The 18,251-nt window shown below is 68.7% G+C and carries 14 protein-coding genes, 1 tRNA gene and 1 pseudogene; 10 read left to right on the top strand and 6 right to left on the bottom strand.

The genetic code is table 11. The annotated features are described in order from the left end of the window. The first annotated feature begins 3 nt into the window (after positions 1-3). The 6 genes from OG878_RS20560 to OG878_RS20535 all read left to right on the top strand — a co-directional run bounded on the left by OG878_RS20560 (position 4) and on the right by OG878_RS20535 (position 8,343). Positions 4-1,950 carry a copper resistance CopC/CopD family protein gene (locus tag OG878_RS20560; protein WP_328888142.1) on the top strand — a complete coding sequence of 649 codons (1,947 nt, stop codon included), beginning with the start codon at positions 4-6 and terminating at the stop codon, positions 1,948-1,950. 23 nt (positions 1,951-1,973) lie between these two features. Then, a complete protein-coding gene (gene efeB, locus OG878_RS20555; RefSeq protein ID WP_328888141.1) occupies positions 1,974-3,314 on the top strand; it encodes an iron uptake transporter deferrochelatase/peroxidase subunit in 1,341 nt (446 codons plus the stop codon). Positions 3,315-3,341: 27 nt separating this feature from the next. Continuing rightward, complete coding sequence (gene pheA, locus OG878_RS20550; protein WP_328888140.1) at positions 3,342-4,277, top strand: prephenate dehydratase; 936 nt, start codon at positions 3,342-3,344, stop codon at positions 4,275-4,277. A 664-nt stretch (positions 4,278-4,941) separates the two neighbouring features. After that, a complete protein-coding gene (gene serS, locus OG878_RS20545) occupies positions 4,942-6,219 on the top strand; it encodes a serine--tRNA ligase (RefSeq protein ID WP_328888139.1) in 1,278 nt (425 codons plus the stop codon). Beyond that, positions 6,216-7,013 carry an HAD family hydrolase gene (locus OG878_RS20540; protein ID WP_328888138.1) on the top strand — a complete coding sequence of 266 codons (798 nt, stop codon included), beginning with the start codon at positions 6,216-6,218 and terminating at the stop codon, positions 7,011-7,013. Before serS ends, OG878_RS20540 begins: the two co-directional genes overlap by 4 nt. 52 nt (positions 7,014-7,065) lie before the next feature. Further along, the gene (locus OG878_RS20535) at positions 7,066-8,343 is read left to right on the top strand and encodes an IS701 family transposase (protein ID WP_328888137.1); all 1,278 of its coding nucleotides are present in this window, start codon (positions 7,066-7,068) and stop codon (positions 8,341-8,343) included. A gap of 321 nt (positions 8,344-8,664) precedes the next feature. Here the strand turns inward: OG878_RS20535 and OG878_RS20530 are convergent. The 6 genes and pseudogenes from OG878_RS20530 to OG878_RS20505 all read right to left on the bottom strand — a co-directional run bounded on the left by OG878_RS20530 (position 8,665) and on the right by OG878_RS20505 (position 13,629). Then, a tRNA-Ser gene (locus OG878_RS20530) sits at positions 8,665-8,752 on the bottom strand. Positions 8,753-9,071: 319 nt separating this feature from the next. Then, positions 9,072-9,766: pseudogene (locus OG878_RS20525) on the bottom strand (hypothetical protein). A 293-nt stretch (positions 9,767-10,059) separates the two neighbouring features. Continuing rightward, the gene (locus tag OG878_RS20520; RefSeq protein ID WP_328888136.1) at positions 10,060-10,779 is read right to left on the bottom strand and encodes an ABC transporter permease; all 720 of its coding nucleotides are present in this window, start codon (positions 10,777-10,779) and stop codon (positions 10,060-10,062) included. A 30-nt stretch (positions 10,780-10,809) separates the two neighbouring features. Beyond that, positions 10,810-11,721: an ABC transporter ATP-binding protein gene (locus OG878_RS20515; protein ID WP_328888135.1), complete on the bottom strand. Its 912-nt coding sequence runs from the start codon at positions 11,719-11,721 to the stop codon at positions 10,810-10,812. Beyond that, complete coding sequence (locus OG878_RS20510) at positions 11,718-12,626, bottom strand: ABC transporter permease (protein WP_328888134.1); 909 nt, start codon at positions 12,624-12,626, stop codon at positions 11,718-11,720. Before OG878_RS20510 ends, OG878_RS20515 begins: the two co-directional genes overlap by 4 nt. After that, positions 12,616-13,629, bottom strand: a complete 1,014-nt coding sequence (locus tag OG878_RS20505; RefSeq protein ID WP_328891312.1) for an ABC transporter ATP-binding protein — start codon at positions 13,627-13,629, stop codon at positions 12,616-12,618. Before OG878_RS20505 ends, OG878_RS20510 begins: the two co-directional genes overlap by 11 nt. Positions 13,630-13,929: 300 nt before the next feature. Between OG878_RS20505 and OG878_RS20500 the strand changes: the two genes are divergently transcribed. From OG878_RS20500 to OG878_RS20485, 4 genes are all read left to right on the top strand, one after another. Then, positions 13,930-14,781: a M24 family metallopeptidase gene (locus tag OG878_RS20500; protein ID WP_328888133.1), complete on the top strand. Its 852-nt coding sequence runs from the start codon at positions 13,930-13,932 to the stop codon at positions 14,779-14,781. After that, positions 14,778-16,559: an SDR family oxidoreductase gene (locus OG878_RS20495; RefSeq protein ID WP_328888132.1), complete on the top strand. Its 1,782-nt coding sequence runs from the start codon at positions 14,778-14,780 to the stop codon at positions 16,557-16,559. The genes OG878_RS20500 and OG878_RS20495 overlap by 4 nt, the downstream gene beginning before the upstream one ends. Further along, complete coding sequence (locus OG878_RS20490) at positions 16,556-17,530, top strand: MerR family transcriptional regulator (RefSeq protein ID WP_328888131.1); 975 nt, start codon at positions 16,556-16,558, stop codon at positions 17,528-17,530. The genes OG878_RS20495 and OG878_RS20490 overlap by 4 nt, the downstream gene beginning before the upstream one ends. 162 nt (positions 17,531-17,692) lie before the next feature. After that, positions 17,693-18,235: an RNA 2'-phosphotransferase gene (locus tag OG878_RS20485; RefSeq protein WP_328891311.1), complete on the top strand. Its 543-nt coding sequence runs from the start codon at positions 17,693-17,695 to the stop codon at positions 18,233-18,235. Positions 18,236-18,251: the final 16 nt, after the last annotated feature.

The raw sequence follows: 18,251 nt of genomic DNA, 5'->3' as shown, positions 1-18,251 counted from the left end.
TCCATGACGGCCACCGCCCCGCACTTCGGCCCGCCCCCGACCGTGTCACCGCTGCGCCGGCCACGCGCCGCCGCCGCACTCCTTGCCGCACTCCTCGGCACGGTGTTCGGCCTGCTGCTGGTGAGCGCGGCACCCGCAACCGCGCATGCCGCGCTCACCGGGAGCGATCCGCAGGACGGGGCGGTGGTCGCCACCGCACCCACGCAGGTCACACTCACCTTCTCCGAGCAGGTCGCCATGGGCGACGGCTCCATCCGGGTGCTGGACCCCAGCGGAAAACGCGCCGACACCGGTGCGGAACCACGCGATCTGCAGAGCGGCTCCACCGTGAAATACGGCGTCCCGCTGCATGCCGGGCTGCCCGACGGCACGTACACCGTGGCCTGGCAGGCCGTCTCCGCGGACAGCCACCCGGTCTCCGGCGCCTTCACCTTCTCCATCGGCGCTCCCTCCGCGACCACCGTCGCCCTGCCGACGGACCAGGCCGGCGGCGGCCTGGTCGGCACGCTCTACGGCATCGCGCGCTACGCCGCGTACGCCGGATTCATCCTGCTGGCCGGTGGCGCGGCCTTCGTCCTCGCCTGCTGGCAGCGCGGGGCGGGCGCCCTGCCGCTGCAGCGCCTGGTCGTACGCGGCTGGATGACGCTCACCGCGGCCACTCTGGCCATGCTCGCGCTGCGGAACCCGTACACCGGCTCCGGGAAGCTCGCGGACGCCTTCGACCTGGACGGCCTGAAGGCCGTGCTCGACACCAAACCGGGGGCCGCCCTGGTGGCCCGGCTGCTGCTGCTCGGCGCCGCCGCACTCTTCATCGCCGTGCTGTTCGGGGCGTACGCGAAGCGCGAGGACGCGCGGGAGAAGAAGGACCTCACCTTCGGGCTGGCCATCGGCGGCACGGTCGTCGCCGCCGGGATCGCCGGTACATGGGCGCTCGCCGAACATGCCTCCACCGGGATCCAGCCGGGCATCGCCATGCCGGTCGACGTACTTCACCTGCTGGCCGTCGCCACCTGGCTGGGCGGCCTCGCGGCACTGCTGGTCGCGCTGTACCGGACGCCGGACATCGGAGTCACCGCGGTACGGCGCTTCTCCCGTATCGCGTTCGGCAGCGTGCTCGTGCTCACCGCGACCGGGCTCTACCAGTCCTGGCGCCAGGTCGGCTCCTGGTCGGCGCTGACCGGTACCGCGTACGGGCAGCTGCTGCTCGTCAAGGTGGGGCTCGTCGCCGTACTGGTCGGGGTCGCATGGATCTCGCGACGGTGGACGGCACGGCTGACTGCGGGCACGGCGCAGGCACAGGACGCGTGCCCGGACGACGGCGAGGACGACGCCGAAACTGCTGCGGAGACCGAGTCGGCGACGGTGCCCGAGGACCCCGCACGCACCGCCCAGCTCGCCCGGCAGAAGGCAGCCGTGGCAACCGCCACGAAGAAGCGGATCCGTGATGCCGACCCCGACCGGTCCGGGCTCCGCCGCTCGGTACTGGCCGAAGTCGGGGTCGCGGTGGCGCTGTTGGCGGTGACCACCGTGCTGACGTCGACCGAGCCGGGACGCACCGAGGAGGAAGCGGCCCGCACCTCGACGGCCGCAGCCGCGCCCGCGGCCGCGGTCCCCCTTGCAGTGGACCTGCCGTTCGACACCGGTGGCCAAAACGGCAAGGGAACGGTCCGGCTGGACATCGACCCCGGCCGGACCGGTGCCAACGGGCTGCACATCTGGATCGAGGGCCCCGACGGCCGCCCCCTGGACGTTCCCGAGGTGAAGCTCGCCTTCACCCTCACGTCCAAGGACATCGGTCCGCTGCCCGTCGTCCCCGACCGCCTCACCGAGGGGCACTGGACCGCCAGTGGCGTCCAGATCCCCATGGCAGGCAACTGGAAGATCGCGGTGACCGTGCGCACATCGGACATCGATCAGACCACCATCGGCAAGAACGTGAAGATCGGCTGAGCGGGATCGTGAGCGGAACCAGCATGAGCGGCGCGAACAGCAAGCGCGGCGCGAACAGCAAGAACAGCAAGGTCGGCACAGACACCGGACCGCAGGCAGCCACGGGCGACATCTCCCGACGGCGGCTGCTCGGCAGCGTGGGCGCGGCCGGTGCGACCGGACTGGTGCTGGGCGCGGCGGGCGGCGCGACCGGATACGTCGCGACCCGCCCCGATGAGCAGACGGCCCTGACCACGGTCGGCTCGACCCGGGCAATGTTTCACGGGAAACACCAACCGGGGATCACCACCCCGCTTCAGGCACGCGGCCATCTCGTCGCCTTCGATCTGGCACCCGGCGCAGGACGGAAGGAAGCCGCCGCCCTGATGCGCCGCTGGTCCGCCGCGGCCGAGCGGCTGATGGCCGGAGAACCCACCGGCGGCAGCGAGGACGGCACGACGCACGACACCGGGATCGCGCTGGACGCGGGTCCCTCCTCGCTGACCGTCACCTTCGGTTTCGGATACACCTTCTTCGAACGCACAGGCCTGGTGGACCATCGGCCGCCCGGGCTGGACCCACTGCCACCGTTCTCCTCCGACCGGCTCGACGCCAAACGGTCCGACGGCGACCTCTGGGTACAGGTAGGTGCCGACGACGCACTCGTCGCCTTCCACGCACTGCGTGCCATCCAGAAGGAGGCCGCCACCACGGCACGTGTGCGGTGGCAGATGAACGGCTTCAACCGCACCCCGGGCGCCACGGCCGCACCCATGACCGCCCGCAATCTGATGGGCCAGATCGACGGCACCGGCAACCCGAAGCCTTCGGAGAGCGACTTCGACCGCCGCATCTTCGTGCCGCCGCACACGGGCCAGGGCGACAACGCGGAGTACGCCTGGCTGGCCGGCGGCTCGTACGCGGTCGTACGACGGATCAGGATGCTGCTCGACGACTGGGAGAAGCTCCCGGTGGACGGGCAGGAGCGGGTCATAGGGCGGCGCAAGACGGACGGTGCGCCGCTGAGCGGGGGTACCGAGACCACCGAGATGGACCTCGACAAGGCGGGCCCCGACGGCAAGCTGCTGATCCCGGACAACGCCCATGCCCGGATCTCCTCCCCCGAGCGGAACAGCGGCGCGGCAATGCTGAGGCGCCCCTTCTCGTACCACGACGGCATCGCGGCGGACGGCACTCCGGACGCCGGGCTGCTGTTCGTCTGCTGGCAGGCGGATCCGCTCAAGGGGTTCGTGCCCGTACAGCGCAAACTCGACCGGGGGGACGCGCTGTCGCCGTTCATCCGGCACGAGGCGAGCGGACTGTTCGCGGTGCCGGGCGGCGCCGCGGCCGGGGAGTACGTGGGGCAGCGGCTGCTGGAGTCCTGAGCCACCGCAGCGCATTAGGGTGACGGTATGTCCGCCACGCGCTACGCCTATCTCGGCCCCGAAGGCACCTTCACCGAGGTCGCCCTCCGTACGCTCCCGGAAGCCGCCACTCGGGAACTCGTCCCGATGGTCTCCGTACCGGCGGCTCTGGACGCGGTACGCAGCGGAGCCGCCGCGGCAGCCCTCGTACCGATCGAGAACTCCGTCGAGGGCGGCATCACCGCGACCCTCGACGAGCTGACCACCGGCGAACCGCTGATGATCTACCGCGAGGTGCTGCTCTCCATCACCTTCGCGCTGCTCGTGCGGCCCGGCACCAAGCTGTCCGACATCAAGACGGTCACCGCGCACCCGGCCGCGCAGCCACAGGTGCGCAACTGGATGGCGGCCCATCTGCCGGAAGCCCTGTGGGAGTCGGCCGCATCCAACGCGGACGGTGCGCGGCTGGTGCAGGAGGGGCGGTACGACGCCGCCTTCGCCGGTGAGTTCGCGGCGGCGACATACGGTCTCGAACCGCTGGTGACGGAGATCCACGACGCGGAGAACGCACAGACGCGCTTCGTCCTGGTGGGCCGCCCGGCCCGGCCGGCGGCGCCGACCGGCGCGGACAAGACGTCGGTGGTCATCTGGCTGGGCGACGACCACCCCGGTGCCCTGCTCGAACTCCTCCAGGAGTTCATGGTGCGCGGGGTGAACCTGATGCTGATCCAGTCCCGGCCGACGGGTGCGGGCATCGGGAACTACTGCTTCGCGGTGGACGCCGAGGGGCACATCGCCGACCGCCGGGTCGGCGAGGCGCTGATGGGGCTGAAGCGGATCAGCCCCAAGGTGCGGTTCCTCGGTTCGTATCCGCGGGCCGGGGTGGCACCGGAGGACGTACGACCGCTGCGTCCGGGGACGTCGGACACGGACTTCACCGATGCCTCGGACTGGCTGGCCCGGAACCAGGACGGCCGGGCCTGACGGTCTCGTAGGGCGGCTGGGCCTGCGGTCTCGTGGAGCAGGTGGGCCCGGCCGCTGACGGTTGCCGGGCCCACCGGCAGGGGCTGCTGCATGTGCGGCGGCAGTGCGCGCGCATCGCTGGTGTTATCTGCCGTTTTTCATAACCCACAGAGTTATCCACAGGGCTGGTTCTCGACCTGGGGACAAGTCGACACCTCAATGCGACATGGTCGACAAATCGCTCCAGTCGCCCAGATCCCTCCACAGAGCCCCAGGTCGGGCCGTGTCACCTTAATTCCTTTGATCAACTCTTGAGGGCGAGGAATTCCCACCCGAATGAGTGTGTGAAGTGCGTTTGAACGGGGAATCCATGACCCTTCGCGCGGCTTTCGGAATGATCTCTTCCGATGTCCACAGATCTTCCTCACAGCCTGTGGATAACCCTGGATGCACCCTCGAACCTGTGGACAAGCGACCTCCAACTCCCGCCCCTCACAAGGCCGATGCGTCAAGAACAGAGACCCCTTCTGCCCCATTTAGGGGAATAGGGACTCTTTACTGACGGACGAGATCAACTGCGGTCGACACGCACCCCCACCATTACCAATGGTGGCAATTCGGACAAAGTGACACGCTTGGCGATATCGGTTCGAGCTATGGAAGCGCACACCGGTAGCCTGGAGGGGTGATTGACCTTCGCCTGCTCCGTGAGGACCCCGACCGTGTTCGCGCCTCCCAGCGCGCCCGTGGAGAGGACGTCGCGCTCGTCGACGCTCTTCTCTCCGCCGACGAACGGCGCAGGTCGTCCGGTGTCCGCTTCGACGAACTCCGTTCCGAGCAGAAATCGCTCGGTAAGCTCATTCCCAAGGCTTCGCCCGAGGAGCGCACCGAGCTGCTCAAGAAGGCCGAGCAGCTGAAGGCCGACGTCAGGGCTGCGGATGCGGCGCAGGACGAGGCCGACGCGGAGGCCAAGAACCTGCTGCTGAAGCTCGGCAACATCGTCCATGAGGACGTGCCGGTCGGCGGCGAGGAGGACTTCGTCGTTCTCGAGACGCACGGCACCATCCGCGACTTCGGCGCCGAGGGCTTCGAGCCCAAGGACCACCTGGAGCTCGGCGAGGCGCTCGGCGCCATCGACGTGGAGCGCGGCGCCAAGGTGTCCGGCTCGCGCTTCTACTACCTGACGGGTGTCGGCGCACTGCTCGAGCTCGCCCTCGTCAACGCGGCGATCGCGCAGGCCACCGAGGCCGGATTCATCCCGATGCTGACGCCGGCGCTGGTCCGCCCGCGCGCCATGGAGGGCACCGGCTTCCTCGGCCAGGCCGCGGAGAACGTGTACCACCTGGAGAAGGACGACTACTACCTCGTCGGCACCTCCGAAGTCCCGCTCGCCGCGTACCACATGGACGAGATCATCGACGCCGACAAGCTGCCGCTGCGGTACGCCGGCTTCTCGCCGTGCTTCCGCCGCGAGGCCGGCACGTACGGCAAGGACACCCGGGGCATCTTCCGTGTCCACCAGTTCGACAAGGTCGAGATGTTCTCGTACGTCGACCCGGCGGACGCCGAGGCGGAGCACCGGCGGCTCCTGGACTGGGAGAAGCAGTGGCTCACCGGTCTCGAGCTTCCGTTCCAGGTGATCGATGTGGCCACTGGCGACCTGGGTTCCTCGGCCTCCCGGAAGTTCGACTGCGAGGCGTGGATCCCGACCCAGGGCAAGTACCGCGAGCTGACGTCCGCGTCCAACTGCGACGGGTTCCAGGCGCGCCGCCTCTCCGTCCGGATGCGCGACGGCAAGAAGGTCCAGCCGCTCGCCACGCTGAACGGCACGCTCTGCGCCGTACCGCGCACCATCGTGGCGATCCTGGAGAACCACCAGCTGGCCGACGGTTCCGTACGTGTGCCCGAGGTACTCCGTCCGTATCTGGGCGGTCGTGAGGTTCTGGAGCCGGTCGTCAAGTGACGTTCCCCTACAAGCTCGTCGCGACCGACCTCGACGGAACGCTGCTGCGTAACGACGACACGGTCTCCGAGCGCACCCGCGAGGCACTGGCCGCCGCCGCCGCGGCCGGTGCCGCGCACATCATCGTCACCGGTCGGGCCGTTCCGTGGACCCGGCACATCCTGGACGACCTGGGCTACGACGGCATCGCGGTCTGCGGCCAGGGCGCGCAGGTCTACCACGCGGGCGAGCACAAGCTGCTGACCTCGCTGACGCTGGACCGGCAGCTCGCCGGTCTCGCGCTGTCCAAGATCGAGGCGGAGGTCGGCCCGCTGGCGCTGGCCGCGAGCCGCGACGGACTCGACGGCGAGGTGCTGGTCGGTCCCGGCTACCGGGTACAGGAAGGGCCGCTTCCGGCCGTCTTCGTGGACGACGCGACCGAGATGTGGTCCGCGCCGCTGAACAAGGTCTACATCCAGCACCCGGCACTCGACGACGACGCACTGGCGAAGGCCGCGCGCGGAGTCGTCGGCAATCTGGTGGACGTGGTCATGGCGGGTCCCGGCGTGGTGGAGATCCTGCCGCTGGGGCTGAGCAAGGCGACCGGGCTCTCGCTGGCCGCGCGCCGGCTGGGCGTGAAGGCGGCGGACACACTCGCCTTCGGTGACATGCCTAACGACATCCCGATGTTCGCCTGGGCGCAGCACAGCGTGGCGATGGCCAACGCGCACGACGACCTGAAGGCCGTGGCGCACGAGATCACCGCGTCGAACGAGGACGACGGCATCGCGCTGGTGCTGGAACAGCTGCTCTAGTAGGGCTCCGTTAGGTCTGTCTCGCGGTCCTGTTTGGGGGCATGTTGGGGGTGTGGACGCATACGAAGTGAACCGTGCTCGGGCGAAGTTGGCGTTATTCGTGGCTGACGTGTTCGCGTCGGTGCCGCGGAAGGATCAGCGGGCGAAGGGTGACTGCTATCTGCGGGGGCTGATGCTGGACGGGCGGCGTAAGTCGATCCAGCCGATGGCGGAGCGGTTGCCGGACGGCAACGAGCAGAACCTGCAGCAGTTCGTGAACCAGTCCACCTGGGATCCGGTGCCGGTGCGGCGGCGGATTGCGGAGCGGATGGTGCCGCTGATCGGCCCGGATGCCTGGGCGGTCGATGATGTGTCGTTCCCCAAGGACGGCCGGATGTCGGTGGCGGTCGCGCACCAGTACTGCGGGGCGCTGGGCAAGCAGGCCAACTGCCAGGTCGCGGTGAGCGTGCACGCGGTCTCCGACACTGCGTCCTGTCCGCTGCAGTGGCGGTTGTTCGTGCCCGAGCAGTGGGCGCACGACGCCGGACGGCGGCAGAAGACCGGGATACCGCAGGAGGTCGGGCACCGGGAGAAGTGGCGCCTGGCCCTGGACACCTTCGACGAGCTGGCCGGGTGGGGTCTGGTGCCGCCGGTGGTGGTGGCCGACGCCGGATACGGGCAGAACGCCGACTTCCGCGACGGCCTGGACGGCCGGGGCATCGGATATGTCGTGGCGGTCCGTTCGGATGTGACCGTCCACCCGCACGAGGCCAAACCGGTCACGCCGTCATGGTCGGGCAACGGCCGCAAGCCTCAACCCCGCTACCGGGACAAGCCGTCCCCGGTGGCCGTGCTGGCGACCGGCCATGGGCGGCAGGCCTTCACCGAGGTGACCTGGCGGGAAGGCTCCCGCGGACCGATGCGCTCGCACTTCCTGGCGCTGCGGGTGCGGCCCGCCGGAGTCAAGGCCCGCCGCCTGGCTCAGAGCGCCGCCACCGAGCGGCACGGCAGCTGGGACGGTGTCCTGCCCGAGGTCACGCTGCTGGTCGAATGGCCCGAGGACGCCGAAGCACCCACCGACTACTGGTTGTCCAACCTGCCCCAGGACACCCCGACGGCCGAACTGGTCCGCCTGGCGAAGATCCGCTGGCGCATCGAACACGACTACCGGGAACTCAAGCACGGCCTGGGCCTGGACCACTTCGAGGGACGTTCCTGGGCAGGGTGGCATCACCACGTCACCCTGGTCACCGCTGCCCACGCGTTCCTCACCGAACAGCGCCTGGCCCCAAAAGCCGATACAGCGGACTCACCCTCTACCAGACCCTCGACGCCATCCAGGACCTGCTGAACTGCTGGACCGGCACCTGCACCACCTGCCACCGCCCCCTGCCCAGAACATCCGTCACCAGAAGGAACCCAAGAGCCAGAGAGACCTAACGGAGTCCTACTAGTGCTGTGACCGGAAAGGTTTGCCGGGAAGCTCGCGGCGTCCGGTGCGGTGCATCGCAAGGCGGAGCATCGCCCGCGTACTGGATGTACTCAGGTGATGCGACAACGCGGCGAGGTGCCGTGCCGAACGCCGCGAGCCGGTGAACCTTTCCGGTCACAGCACCAGGCGGGCTGCGCCGCCGGTCGCGCGGATGCGGAGTGCGCCGACGCCGAAACTGTGCGGAGGATGCGCGGATCGAACGCGCGCAGGGCTCAGCGCCCCGACGACGGCTTAGCAAGCCGCTGCCTTACCACTCGGCCAATCCTCCGGGAGGGCGGCCGCGCGCGATGCGCGCAGAGGGGCCGCCCCGGGCTCACCCTGAGCGGCTCGGCGGAGTGAGGTGATGGTTACTCCGGCGCCTGCTCCGGGCCGCCCTGCTGGGAACTCGACGGACTCGGACTCTCGGTCATCGCCGCGCTCCTCTCCCGGTCCTGTGGCGTGCACTTCCTCAACCACTGTGCCCGGGGCGGCCCTTGTCCGCCACCCATTATTCGGGCGGCGGGCACGGCCCCGGCCGACGGGGTTGCTCGCGGCCCGCGACCGGCCGGTACGGACCGGGCCGGAGCGGACCGCGAGCGTGTCAGGAATCAGCGGCGCTCACGACGACGGCGCAGATCCTTGAGCTGCAGGACGAAGTCGTCCATCCGGGCATCGATACGGACGATGTCCTCGGAGATGTCTCCGAGTCGGACACTCATGGCTCCGACCACCTGGTTCGTGACCTCGAGCCTCCGGTCGAGACTGTCGAGCCGGTGCGACATCCGGCGGAGCACCGGCCCGAGTTCCTGGAGCGCGACGCCGACTCCGGCCAGGCAGCTCTCGACCCGGGTGGCACGCCGATTGAGCGAGGAGTACCCCGCCCGCAGATCCTCCTCCGCGTCGAGCAGATAGGTGCGGACGCATCGGGCGATGTCGCTGTCGCGAAGAAGCATCGCGACATTGAGCACGGTCCTGCTGGTGAACAGTCTCAGCTGAGTAGCGGCCTGTGGATAACTTTCCGCCGCCTCGCCGTTCCATAGCAACTCGATGTCGCCATGGAAAGACCGCAGCTCAGCGCCGCGCAGCACGCGCATGCCGTTCTCGGCGAACTCCTTGTGGTGCCGATCGGTCAGCCTTCTGACCGAAGCTGTGGATACTTCAAGTAGCGAGCCACATCCTCTGTGCGGACGTGAATTCCGTCCGGGAGCATGACAAGGCTCTTCACCTTGTCGAGGACATCGACGCGCCCCATCTGCTCGACGCGCAGTGCGCGCGATTCGAGCAGGGCGACTTCCGTGGGCATGGGCATGCCTTGCGTTCGCGAAGACGACGATGGGCGGCCCTCTCCCCGGGCTTCAGGGGCGGAGGTCGCTCACGGCTGCCACTCACCCAATGACCGACCCGGCCGGCGCTGCCTCGCCGGAGTCGGCAATCCCCAATTTCACGAACGCTACGACGCCACGGATCCCAGTTACCTCCACGCACCCTGAACAACGAGCCGATAAACGTACAGTTACGCGTACGACTGTCCGCTCATGCGTCAACCCCCGCCCAATGGGCAGGGGTTGACACGACAGGACGTCAGAGACCTTCCGCTCACTCCTCGCCGGCGAGCTTCAGCGTGCGCAGTTTCTGGCCCGCGTACCAGGTGGCGACCACCGTGACACCTGCCAGCAGGATCGTCGCGAGCGGCAGTCCGACGTCGGAGGTGATCACGCCTTCCCCGCCGACCTTCTCGGCAAGCGCGAGCGACCACTGCTGCACACTGAGCGTCCGTGCCCCCGGCACCAGGCTGCCGAAGAGCGCCTCCCACACCAGTGCGTAGACCAGACCGAGGACCACTGCGTGCCGGCTGACCGTGCCGAGCAGCAGGAACAGCGCGCTGTACGCGATCGAGGCGACCAGCGTCGCGATCGTGTACGCCACCGCGATCTGCTGGCCGTTGCCATTGAGGATCAGGCCCGCGACGAATGTCGGCAGGGCGGAGAAGACCATGGTCACGGCGATCGCCACGATGAGCTTGGTGAAGATGATCGTCGGCCGTTTCACCGGCTTGGCGAGCAGATAGACGATCGATCCGTCGTCGATCTCGGGTCCGATGGCCCCGGTACCGGCGATCACGCCGATCAGCGGCACCATCGTGGCAAGCGCGAAACCGCCCAGCACGTTGGCGGCGACCTGGTCATCCGCCCCGGCGAGCATCCGCACCGCCGCAGCGATGAAGATCAGCAGCGCGGGCAGGACGAAGAGGATCGCGGCCCGTCGCCGGCCGAGCAGGGCCCGGTAGGTGAGCCGGGCGACTGTGGGGTTGTACATGACGCTTCACAGCTCCTTTCAGGCCGCTACTCAGGCCGCTACGAGATAGGAAAAGACCGATTCGAGGGACTCGTCGGACGGCGAGACGGTCAGCAGACGGATGCCGTGTTCGCGCGCAACCTGCGGCAGCAGCGTGGTGAATCGTCCGAAGTCGACCGCCTGGATCCGCAGGGCCTTTTCGCCAAGGTCCACTTCGATCCCGGCGGTCGACGGGTCGGCGATGAGCGCGGCAGCGAGTGCGCGGTCGTCGCTGGACCGTACGAGATAGCGGTGCGGGCGGTCCGTCATCAGCCGGCGGATCTTCCGGAAGTCACCGGACGCGGCATGCCGGCCGGCCACGATCACCTCGATGTGCGAGGCGAGTTGCTCGACCTCTTCGAGGATGTGGGAGGAGAACAGCACCGTACGGCCCTCGGCGCCCATCCGCCGCAGCAGTTCCATCAGCTGCATCCGCTGGCGCGGGTCCATCCCGTTGAACGGCTCGTCGAGGAGGAGCACCGACGGCTCGTGGACCAGCGCCGACGCCATTTTCACGCGCTGGCGCATGCCCTTGCTGTACGTGGAGATCTTGCGGTCCTGCGCGTATTCCATCTCGACCGTGGCCAGCGCCTTGCGCGCCGCCGCATCACCGAGTCCGTGCAGTTCCGCATTGGCGACGACGAATTCACGCCCGGTGAGGAAGTCGTACATCCCCTCCCGCTCCGGCACGATGCCGATCTGCCGGTACACCGCCTCGTTGCGCCAGATCAGCGCGCCGTCGAGCGTGACCGTGCCCGTCGACGGAGCGAGGAACCCGGCCATCATGTTGATCAGCGTGGACTTGCCCGCGCCGTTGGGGCCGAGCAGTCCGGTCACGCCCGGACCCACGGTCATGCTCACGTCGTTGACGGCGACCACATTGCCGAACCAGCGCGAGGTGTGGTCGATCTCGATGGTGGTCACAGCCCGACCCTCCGGTAGCGGCGCATCAGTACGGCGTACGAGCCGGCGACGAGCGCGAGAACAGCGATCAGATACACCACGCCTGCCCCGGCGCTGGGTTCTTCCCCTCCGGGGAAGGCGGAGGTGGCTCCGAGGAACGCGGTCTGGATGCCGCCGATCAGGGTGATGGGCGAGAAGAGCCCCAGCCACTGCACGGCGCCCGCCGAGCCCGTCTCCCAGGCGATGGCCTGCACCGTGGAGACCGCGCCGTACGAGATGGTGAGGCCGGCGATCACGGCCGCGACACCGAAGCCGCGGCGCGGTGTCAGCGCGGCCACGACGAGGCCGACTCCGGCGAAGAGCACGGAGAGCAGCGCCACCGACACCAGGCCCTGTCCGAACCACTTGGTCTGGTCGGCGAAGTCGAACTTCGCCAGCAGGGCGCCCACGTACATCACCAGCAGCGGCGTCGCGGTGAGGACGAACAGGGCGGATGCCATGGCGGCGTATTTGGCGGCGACGTAGTCGGCCCGCTCGATGGGCCGCGAGAAGTACAGGGGGACGCTCTTGAAGCGCAGGTCCCGGGATACGGACTGCGGTGCCTGCGCGGCGAGGAAGAGACCGATGACGGCCTGCATGTAGATCGCGAAGGCGGTGTACTTGACCGGGAGTTTCGTCGCGTCCGGCGTGAACATCGCGACGGCCACGAAGATCAGCGCGACCAGGCACATCACACCGAAGAGCAGCATCGGCAGCACCTTGGACTTGGCGGAACGGCCCAGTCCGAAGGAGCCCCGCAGCGACTGCGAGTAGAGCGAGCGGCGGGCATAGCCGCGGCCCAGGCGCGGGCCGTCGTAGGAGCGGTACCCGATGTTGTGGATCCGGGTGGTCTCGCTCCCGGTCACGGCCCCGGTCTCAGTGCTCATCGCGACCGCTCCCCTTCTGCTGTACGGCGCCGGCCAGGGCTGTTTCCGTGGCTTCTGCGGTGCCTTCGGTACGGAAGACCTCGGCGATGTGGTGGCGTCGCTGCTCCATCCGTACGAGACCGAGTCCGAGCCCGGCGACACTGTCGCGGACCACGTCGTACGTCTCCTCGCCGGTGGCCTCGATCAGCAGGATGTGCCCGGCGCCGGGCAGGCCGTCCCCTTCGATTCCGTCGGGGCCCACGAGCTTCACGCCGGCTGCCGTCAGCGTCCGGCGCAGCGCGTCCGTGCCGTCCGGGTGGGTGTCGCTGTCGGTGACCTCGACCGCGAGGGTCGTGGTGATCTGGGTGAAGTCGCTGGTGGAGCTGGAACGCAGCAGCGCACCGCCGTCGATGACGACGACATGGTCGCAGGTGCGCTCCAGTTCGCCCAGCAGGTGCGAGGTCACCAGGACCGAGATGCCGAAGTCGGTGTGGACGCGGCGGATCAGGCCGAGCATCTCGTCGCGTCCGACCGGGTCCAGACCGTTGGTCGGCTCGTCGAGAAGGACCAGCTGCGGGTCGTGGACCAGCGCCTGAGCCAGCTTGACCCGCTGCTTCATGCCGGTCGAGTAGCCACCGATGGGGCGGTAGCGCTCCTCATACAGCCCCACGTGGCGCAGGGTGTCGGCGGTGCGCTCACGCGCGGCCGTCGGCGGCAGTCCGGACATCCGCGCCATGTGGACGACGAACTCGGTGGCCGAGACGTCCGGCGGCAGGCAGTCGTGCTCGGGCATGTACCCGACCCGCTCCCGGATGGCGGCGCCTTTGGTGGCGACGTCCAGCCCGAGCACTGCGGCCCGGCCTTCGGTGGCGGGGGACAGACCCAGCAGGATCTTGATCAGTGTGGATTTGCCGGCTCCATTGGCACCCACCAGCCCGGTCACACCGGGCCCGATGTCCAGAGTGAGCCGGTCAAGAGCGGTCACCCGGGGGAACCGCTTGCTCAGGCTTTCGGTCGCGATCACAGTCACGTCTCCGAAGGTAGTGGTCCGGGCCACACCGGTCGTCAGACCAGGCGGTTGTATCCGCGTCAGACTCCAGTCGTACGGACCCGTAGGGGGACCCCATGGAGGAGGACCCGGGCCCGCCGAGGAGCTCGGGGCTGCACATGTTCCGTGGATGCGGCCGGGAGCGGGCCGCAGTCGCCCTGCACGGAGTTGTCCACAGGTCCGCACACACCCCTTGACGCAGCCGCCAGGCATTGTCACATTCATCAGTGTCACGTTACGAGCACGTACCGCACACGGCATGGGACGGACGGTGGCATGGCCTCACCGGTGAAGGACGAATCGGCCCCGGAGCTCCAGGGGTTCAGAGAGGTGCAGCGCCTCGCGTACGCGTGCGCGGAGGCGGTCGCCGCCCGGCTCGAACCGGGCATGACGGAGCGCGAGGCGGCCCGGATGCAGCGGGAGTGGCTGCGGGTGCGCGGGGTGCGGGACTGGTTCCATCTCCCGTTCGCCTGGTTCGGGGACCGTACGGCGTTCACCGGGTTCAAGGTGCCGTTGCAGTTCTTCCCGACCAACCGGAAGCTGGAGCCGGGGATGCCGTTCATCCTCGACATGGCCCCCGTCCACAAGGGTTTCACGGCGGACATCGGATACTCCGGCTGTCTCGGGCTCAACCCGCTGCACGACAGGCTCCTCGCCGATCTGGAGGCCCACCGCGCTCTGATTCTGAGCGAGGTGCGCGAGCGGCGTTCGCTGCGCGAGATCTACGAGGATGTCGAACGGCTGATGATCAGGCAGGGGTATGCGAACAGACATCGCGCGTACCCCTTCGGAGTCATCGCCCACAAGATCGACCGGGTCGCCGAGCGCCGCTGGTCCCCGCATGTCTTCGGGTTCGGCACGCAGTCGCTCAAGGGTCTTGTCGGTGATGCGCTGCACGGGCACCGGGACGGCTGGTCACCGCTGTGGAGTCCGTACCGCTTCTCCGACCATCCGCCGCAGCCGGGGCTGTGGGCGGTGGAGCCCCATCTCGGATTCCGGGGTACGGGCGCGAAGTTCGAGGAGATCCTGGTCGTCACCGACTCCAAGGACCCCGAGCAGAGCGCCTTCTGGCTGGACGACGATCTGCCGCATGTGCGGCGCTGGGCCGAGGAGAGGGTGGCGGCGTGAGTCTGCAGGATCTGCCGGATTACCGCGAACGCCGGGTGCGTACGGGCGGGATCGAGCTGTGCGTCGCCGAGCTGGGCGACGGGACGCGTCCCACGCTGGTGCTCGTGCACGGCTACCCGGACAGCAAGGAGGTCTGGACGGAGGTTGCGCGACGGCTGGCCGAGCAGTGGCATGTCGTGCTGTACGACGTGCGTGGACACGGCAGGTCGACGGCGCCGTCGCCGCTGCGCGGCGGGTTCACGCTGGAGAAACTGACCGACGACTTCCTGGCGGTGGCCGACGCGGTGAGCCCGGACCGGCCGGTGCATCTGGTCGGGCACGACTGGGGTTCGGTGCAGTCGTGGGAGTTCGCGACGGTCAAGCGCACCGAGGGCCGGATCGCCTCCTTCACATCGATGTCGGGACCCTCTTTGGACCATTTCGGACACTGGATCAAGCAGCGGATGTCTCGGCCCACCCCGCGCCGGGTCGGCCAACTGCTCGGCCAGGGAGCCAAATCCTGGTACGTGTACATGCTGCATACTCCGGTGCTGCCGGAGCTCGCCTGGCGCGGTCCGCTCGGCAGACGGTGGCCACGGATGCTCCAGCGCCTGGAGAACGTGCCCGCGGGCGACTATCCGACGCCGTCCCTGCCGAACGACGCGGCGCACGGCGCCTGGCTCTACCGCGACAACGTCCGTGCCCGGCTGGGCAGGCCGCGCGTCGACGCGTACGCGCATGTGCCGGTCCAGCTGATCACACCGACCGGTGACATCTTCCTTTCGGAGAAGCTCTACGACCGACTTGAGCTCTGGGCACCGCAGTTGGTACGACGCTCCCTGCCGGCCAAGCACTGGGTGCCGCGTACCAGGCCGGACCAGCTGGCTTCCTGGATCACCGAGTTCGTCGCCGCCAACGAGTCGGCCCGGGAGGACGGGCGTCCGCTTCAGGCCACCGCACCGACCGGGGCGTATGCGGACCGGTTCGGCGGTCAACTGGTGCTGGTGACGGGCGCGGCCGGCGGCATCGGGCGGGCCACCGCGTTCGCCTTCGCCGAGGCGGGCGCCCGGGTGGTGGCCGTGGACCGGGATGCGGAAGGGGCTGCCAGAACGGCTGAGATGGCGCAGCTGATCGGTTCCCCGGCGGCCTGGGGCGAGGCGGTCGACGTCAGTGACGAACAGGCGATGGAGAAGCTCGCCGAGAAGGTCGCCGCCGAGTACGGCATCGTCGACGTCCTGGTCAACAATGCCGGGATCGGGCTGTCCGGCTCATTCCTGGAGACCACGAGCGAGGACTGGAAGAACGTCCTCGACGTCAATCTGTGGGGTGTCATCCACGGTTGCCGGATCTTCGGCCGGCAGATGGCCGAGCGCGGTCAGGGGGGCCATATCGTCAACACCGCCTCCGCTGCCGCCTATCAGCCGTCCCGGGTGCTGCCCGCGTACAGCACTTCCAAGGCTGCCGTGCTGATGCTCAGCGAGTGCCTGCGGGCCGAACTGGCCGAGCGCTCGATCGGGGTCAGCGCGATCTGCCCCGGCATCGTGAACACCAACATCACCGCGACGGCGCATTTCGCCGGGGTCGACGCCGCCGAGGAGAAGCGGCTGCAGAAGCGGACCGGCCGACTGTACGGGCTTCGCAACTACCCGCCGGAGAAGGTCGCCGACGCGATCATCGAGGCCGTGGTGCACAACCGTGCCGTGGTGCCGGTGACGCCGGAGGCCCGCGCCGCCAGGTTCCTGTCGCGGTTCAGCCCCGGCTCGCTGCGCGGGATCGCCCGGCTGAAGCCGCCGCTGTGAGCGGGCCGGGGGCAACGGACGGGACGGGACGGCCGCGCGCCGAGTACCGGATCGAGGACCTGGCGCACGCGAGCGGCGCCACGGTCCGCACGATCCGGGCCTATCAGGACCGGGGGCTGCTGCCCATCCCGGAGCGGCGCGGCCGGGCCAATGTGTATGGGGAGGCACATCTCGCCCGGCTCCGGCAGATCGCCGATCTGCTGGACCGTGGCTACACGCTGGCCAGCATCAAGGAGTTGCTGGAGGCGTGGGACGCGGGACGCGGCCTCGGCGGGGTGCTCGGGCTCGTCGCCGAGGTGCACGGTCCGTGGACCGACGAGCTGGCCGACCGGATCACCCGGGACGAGCTGCACCGGAAGTTCCGCGGCATACAGGACGATCAGGCGGTCGCCGAGGCGGTCGAGCTCGGAGTGCTTGAACCGATCCCCGGAAGGGAGGACGAGTTCCTCGTACCGAGCCCGCAAGAACTGTCGGTCGCGGTGGAGTTGCATGCGGCAGGCGTTCCGCTCACCGCAATCTCCGGCCACCTGAGGGAACTTCGCGTCCAGGTGGAACACATCGCCTCCCGTTTCCTGGAGTTCACCACGGAGCATGTGTTCGCCCGTTACCTCGGTCATCGACCACCGACGGACGCGGATGCGTCCGAGGCGGCCGAGCTGGTGCGCCGGCTCCGGCCGCTGGCCCAGCAGACGGTCGATGCGGAACTCGCCCGGGCCATGAGGATGTTCGCCACCCGTCATCTGCAGCACCATCTCGGCACCGGCACCCCTCCCGGAGCGGATTTTTCGGCCGAAGAGTCACGCCCCGTACTGCTTCCGCCCGACACGATGCAGGCTGTGCAACGGCTTGTTGGGACAGAGCACGTCACGGCCTTCATCACTGCGGCCACCGAACGTGAGCTACAGACAAGGACATTGGACACACTTGCCACATCGCACGCTAAATCCATGCAAGTTGATCAAATCAATTGATTTTACAGGTACTTGTCCACAGAATCGCCAAATTGCCTGTGGATAAAGCTAGTTGGCTGTGGATCAAACCTGTGGACGAAAATCGGCGGTGTGCATCCTGACCAAATCCGGATGCGCTGACGAGATCGTCACGGACACTCTTGCGGGATGGACGACAGCGCGATGGATGACAGACGCACCGTCAAGGTGTCCAAATATCTTTCGAAGCACCTGCGGCATCACCCGGAGCGGATCGGTATCACTCTCGATGCGAACGGCTGGGTGCCGATCGACGAGCTGCTGCGGGCCATGGCCCGGCACGATTTCCCCATCACCCGGGCCGAGCTCGACCATGTCGTCGCAGTCAATGACAAGCAGCGCTACGCCATCGAGGGCGACCGCATCCGTGCGAGTCAGGGCCACACCGTCCCGGTGGACCTCGGTCTGCCACCCGCCGAGCCGCCGGCGTACCTCTACCACGGCACGGTGGGCCGCGCCCTGGACGCGATCCGTACCGAGGGACTGCGCCCCATGAACCGGCGCCACGTCCATCTCTCGCCCGACCGCGAGACGGCGACCCGTGTCGGCGTCCGGCGCGGGCGCCCTGTCGTCCTCTCCGTGGACGCGGCGGCGATGCACCGGGCCGGCCACGTCTTCTACGTCAGCGCGAACGGTGTCTGGCTCACCGACGCGGTGCCGCCCGAGTTCCTGCGTTTCCCCGGCTGACCCCGGACGGCACCGA

The sequence above is a fragment of the Streptomyces sp. NBC_00316 genome (genome assembly GCF_036158715.1).
In the GTDB taxonomy this organism is placed as follows: domain Bacteria; phylum Actinomycetota; class Actinomycetes; order Streptomycetales; family Streptomycetaceae; genus Streptomyces.
The sequence above is the reverse complement of the archived record's forward strand: the minus strand, read 5'-3'. Positions and strand labels throughout refer to the sequence as shown.

Bases quoted from the DNA above. Each gene is read 5' to 3' on its own strand.
- OG878_RS20560 (WP_328888142.1), top strand. From the start codon at position 4: ATGACGGCCACCGCCCCGCACTTCGGCCCGCCCCCGACCGTGTCACCG.
- efeB (WP_328888141.1), top strand. From the start codon at position 1,974: ATGAGCGGCGCGAACAGCAAGCGCGGCGCGAACAGCAAGAACAGCAAG.
- pheA (WP_328888140.1), top strand. From the start codon at position 3,342: ATGTCCGCCACGCGCTACGCCTATCTCGGCCCCGAAGGCACCTTCACC.
- OG878_RS20520 (WP_328888136.1), bottom strand. From the start codon at position 10,779: ATGTACAACCCCACAGTCGCCCGGCTCACCTACCGGGCCCTGCTCGGC.
- OG878_RS20510 (WP_328888134.1), bottom strand. From the start codon at position 12,626: ATGAGCACTGAGACCGGGGCCGTGACCGGGAGCGAGACCACCCGGATC.
- OG878_RS20500 (WP_328888133.1), top strand. From the start codon at position 13,930: ATGGCCTCACCGGTGAAGGACGAATCGGCCCCGGAGCTCCAGGGGTTC.
- OG878_RS20485 (WP_328891311.1), top strand. From the start codon at position 17,693: ATGGATGACAGACGCACCGTCAAGGTGTCCAAATATCTTTCGAAGCAC.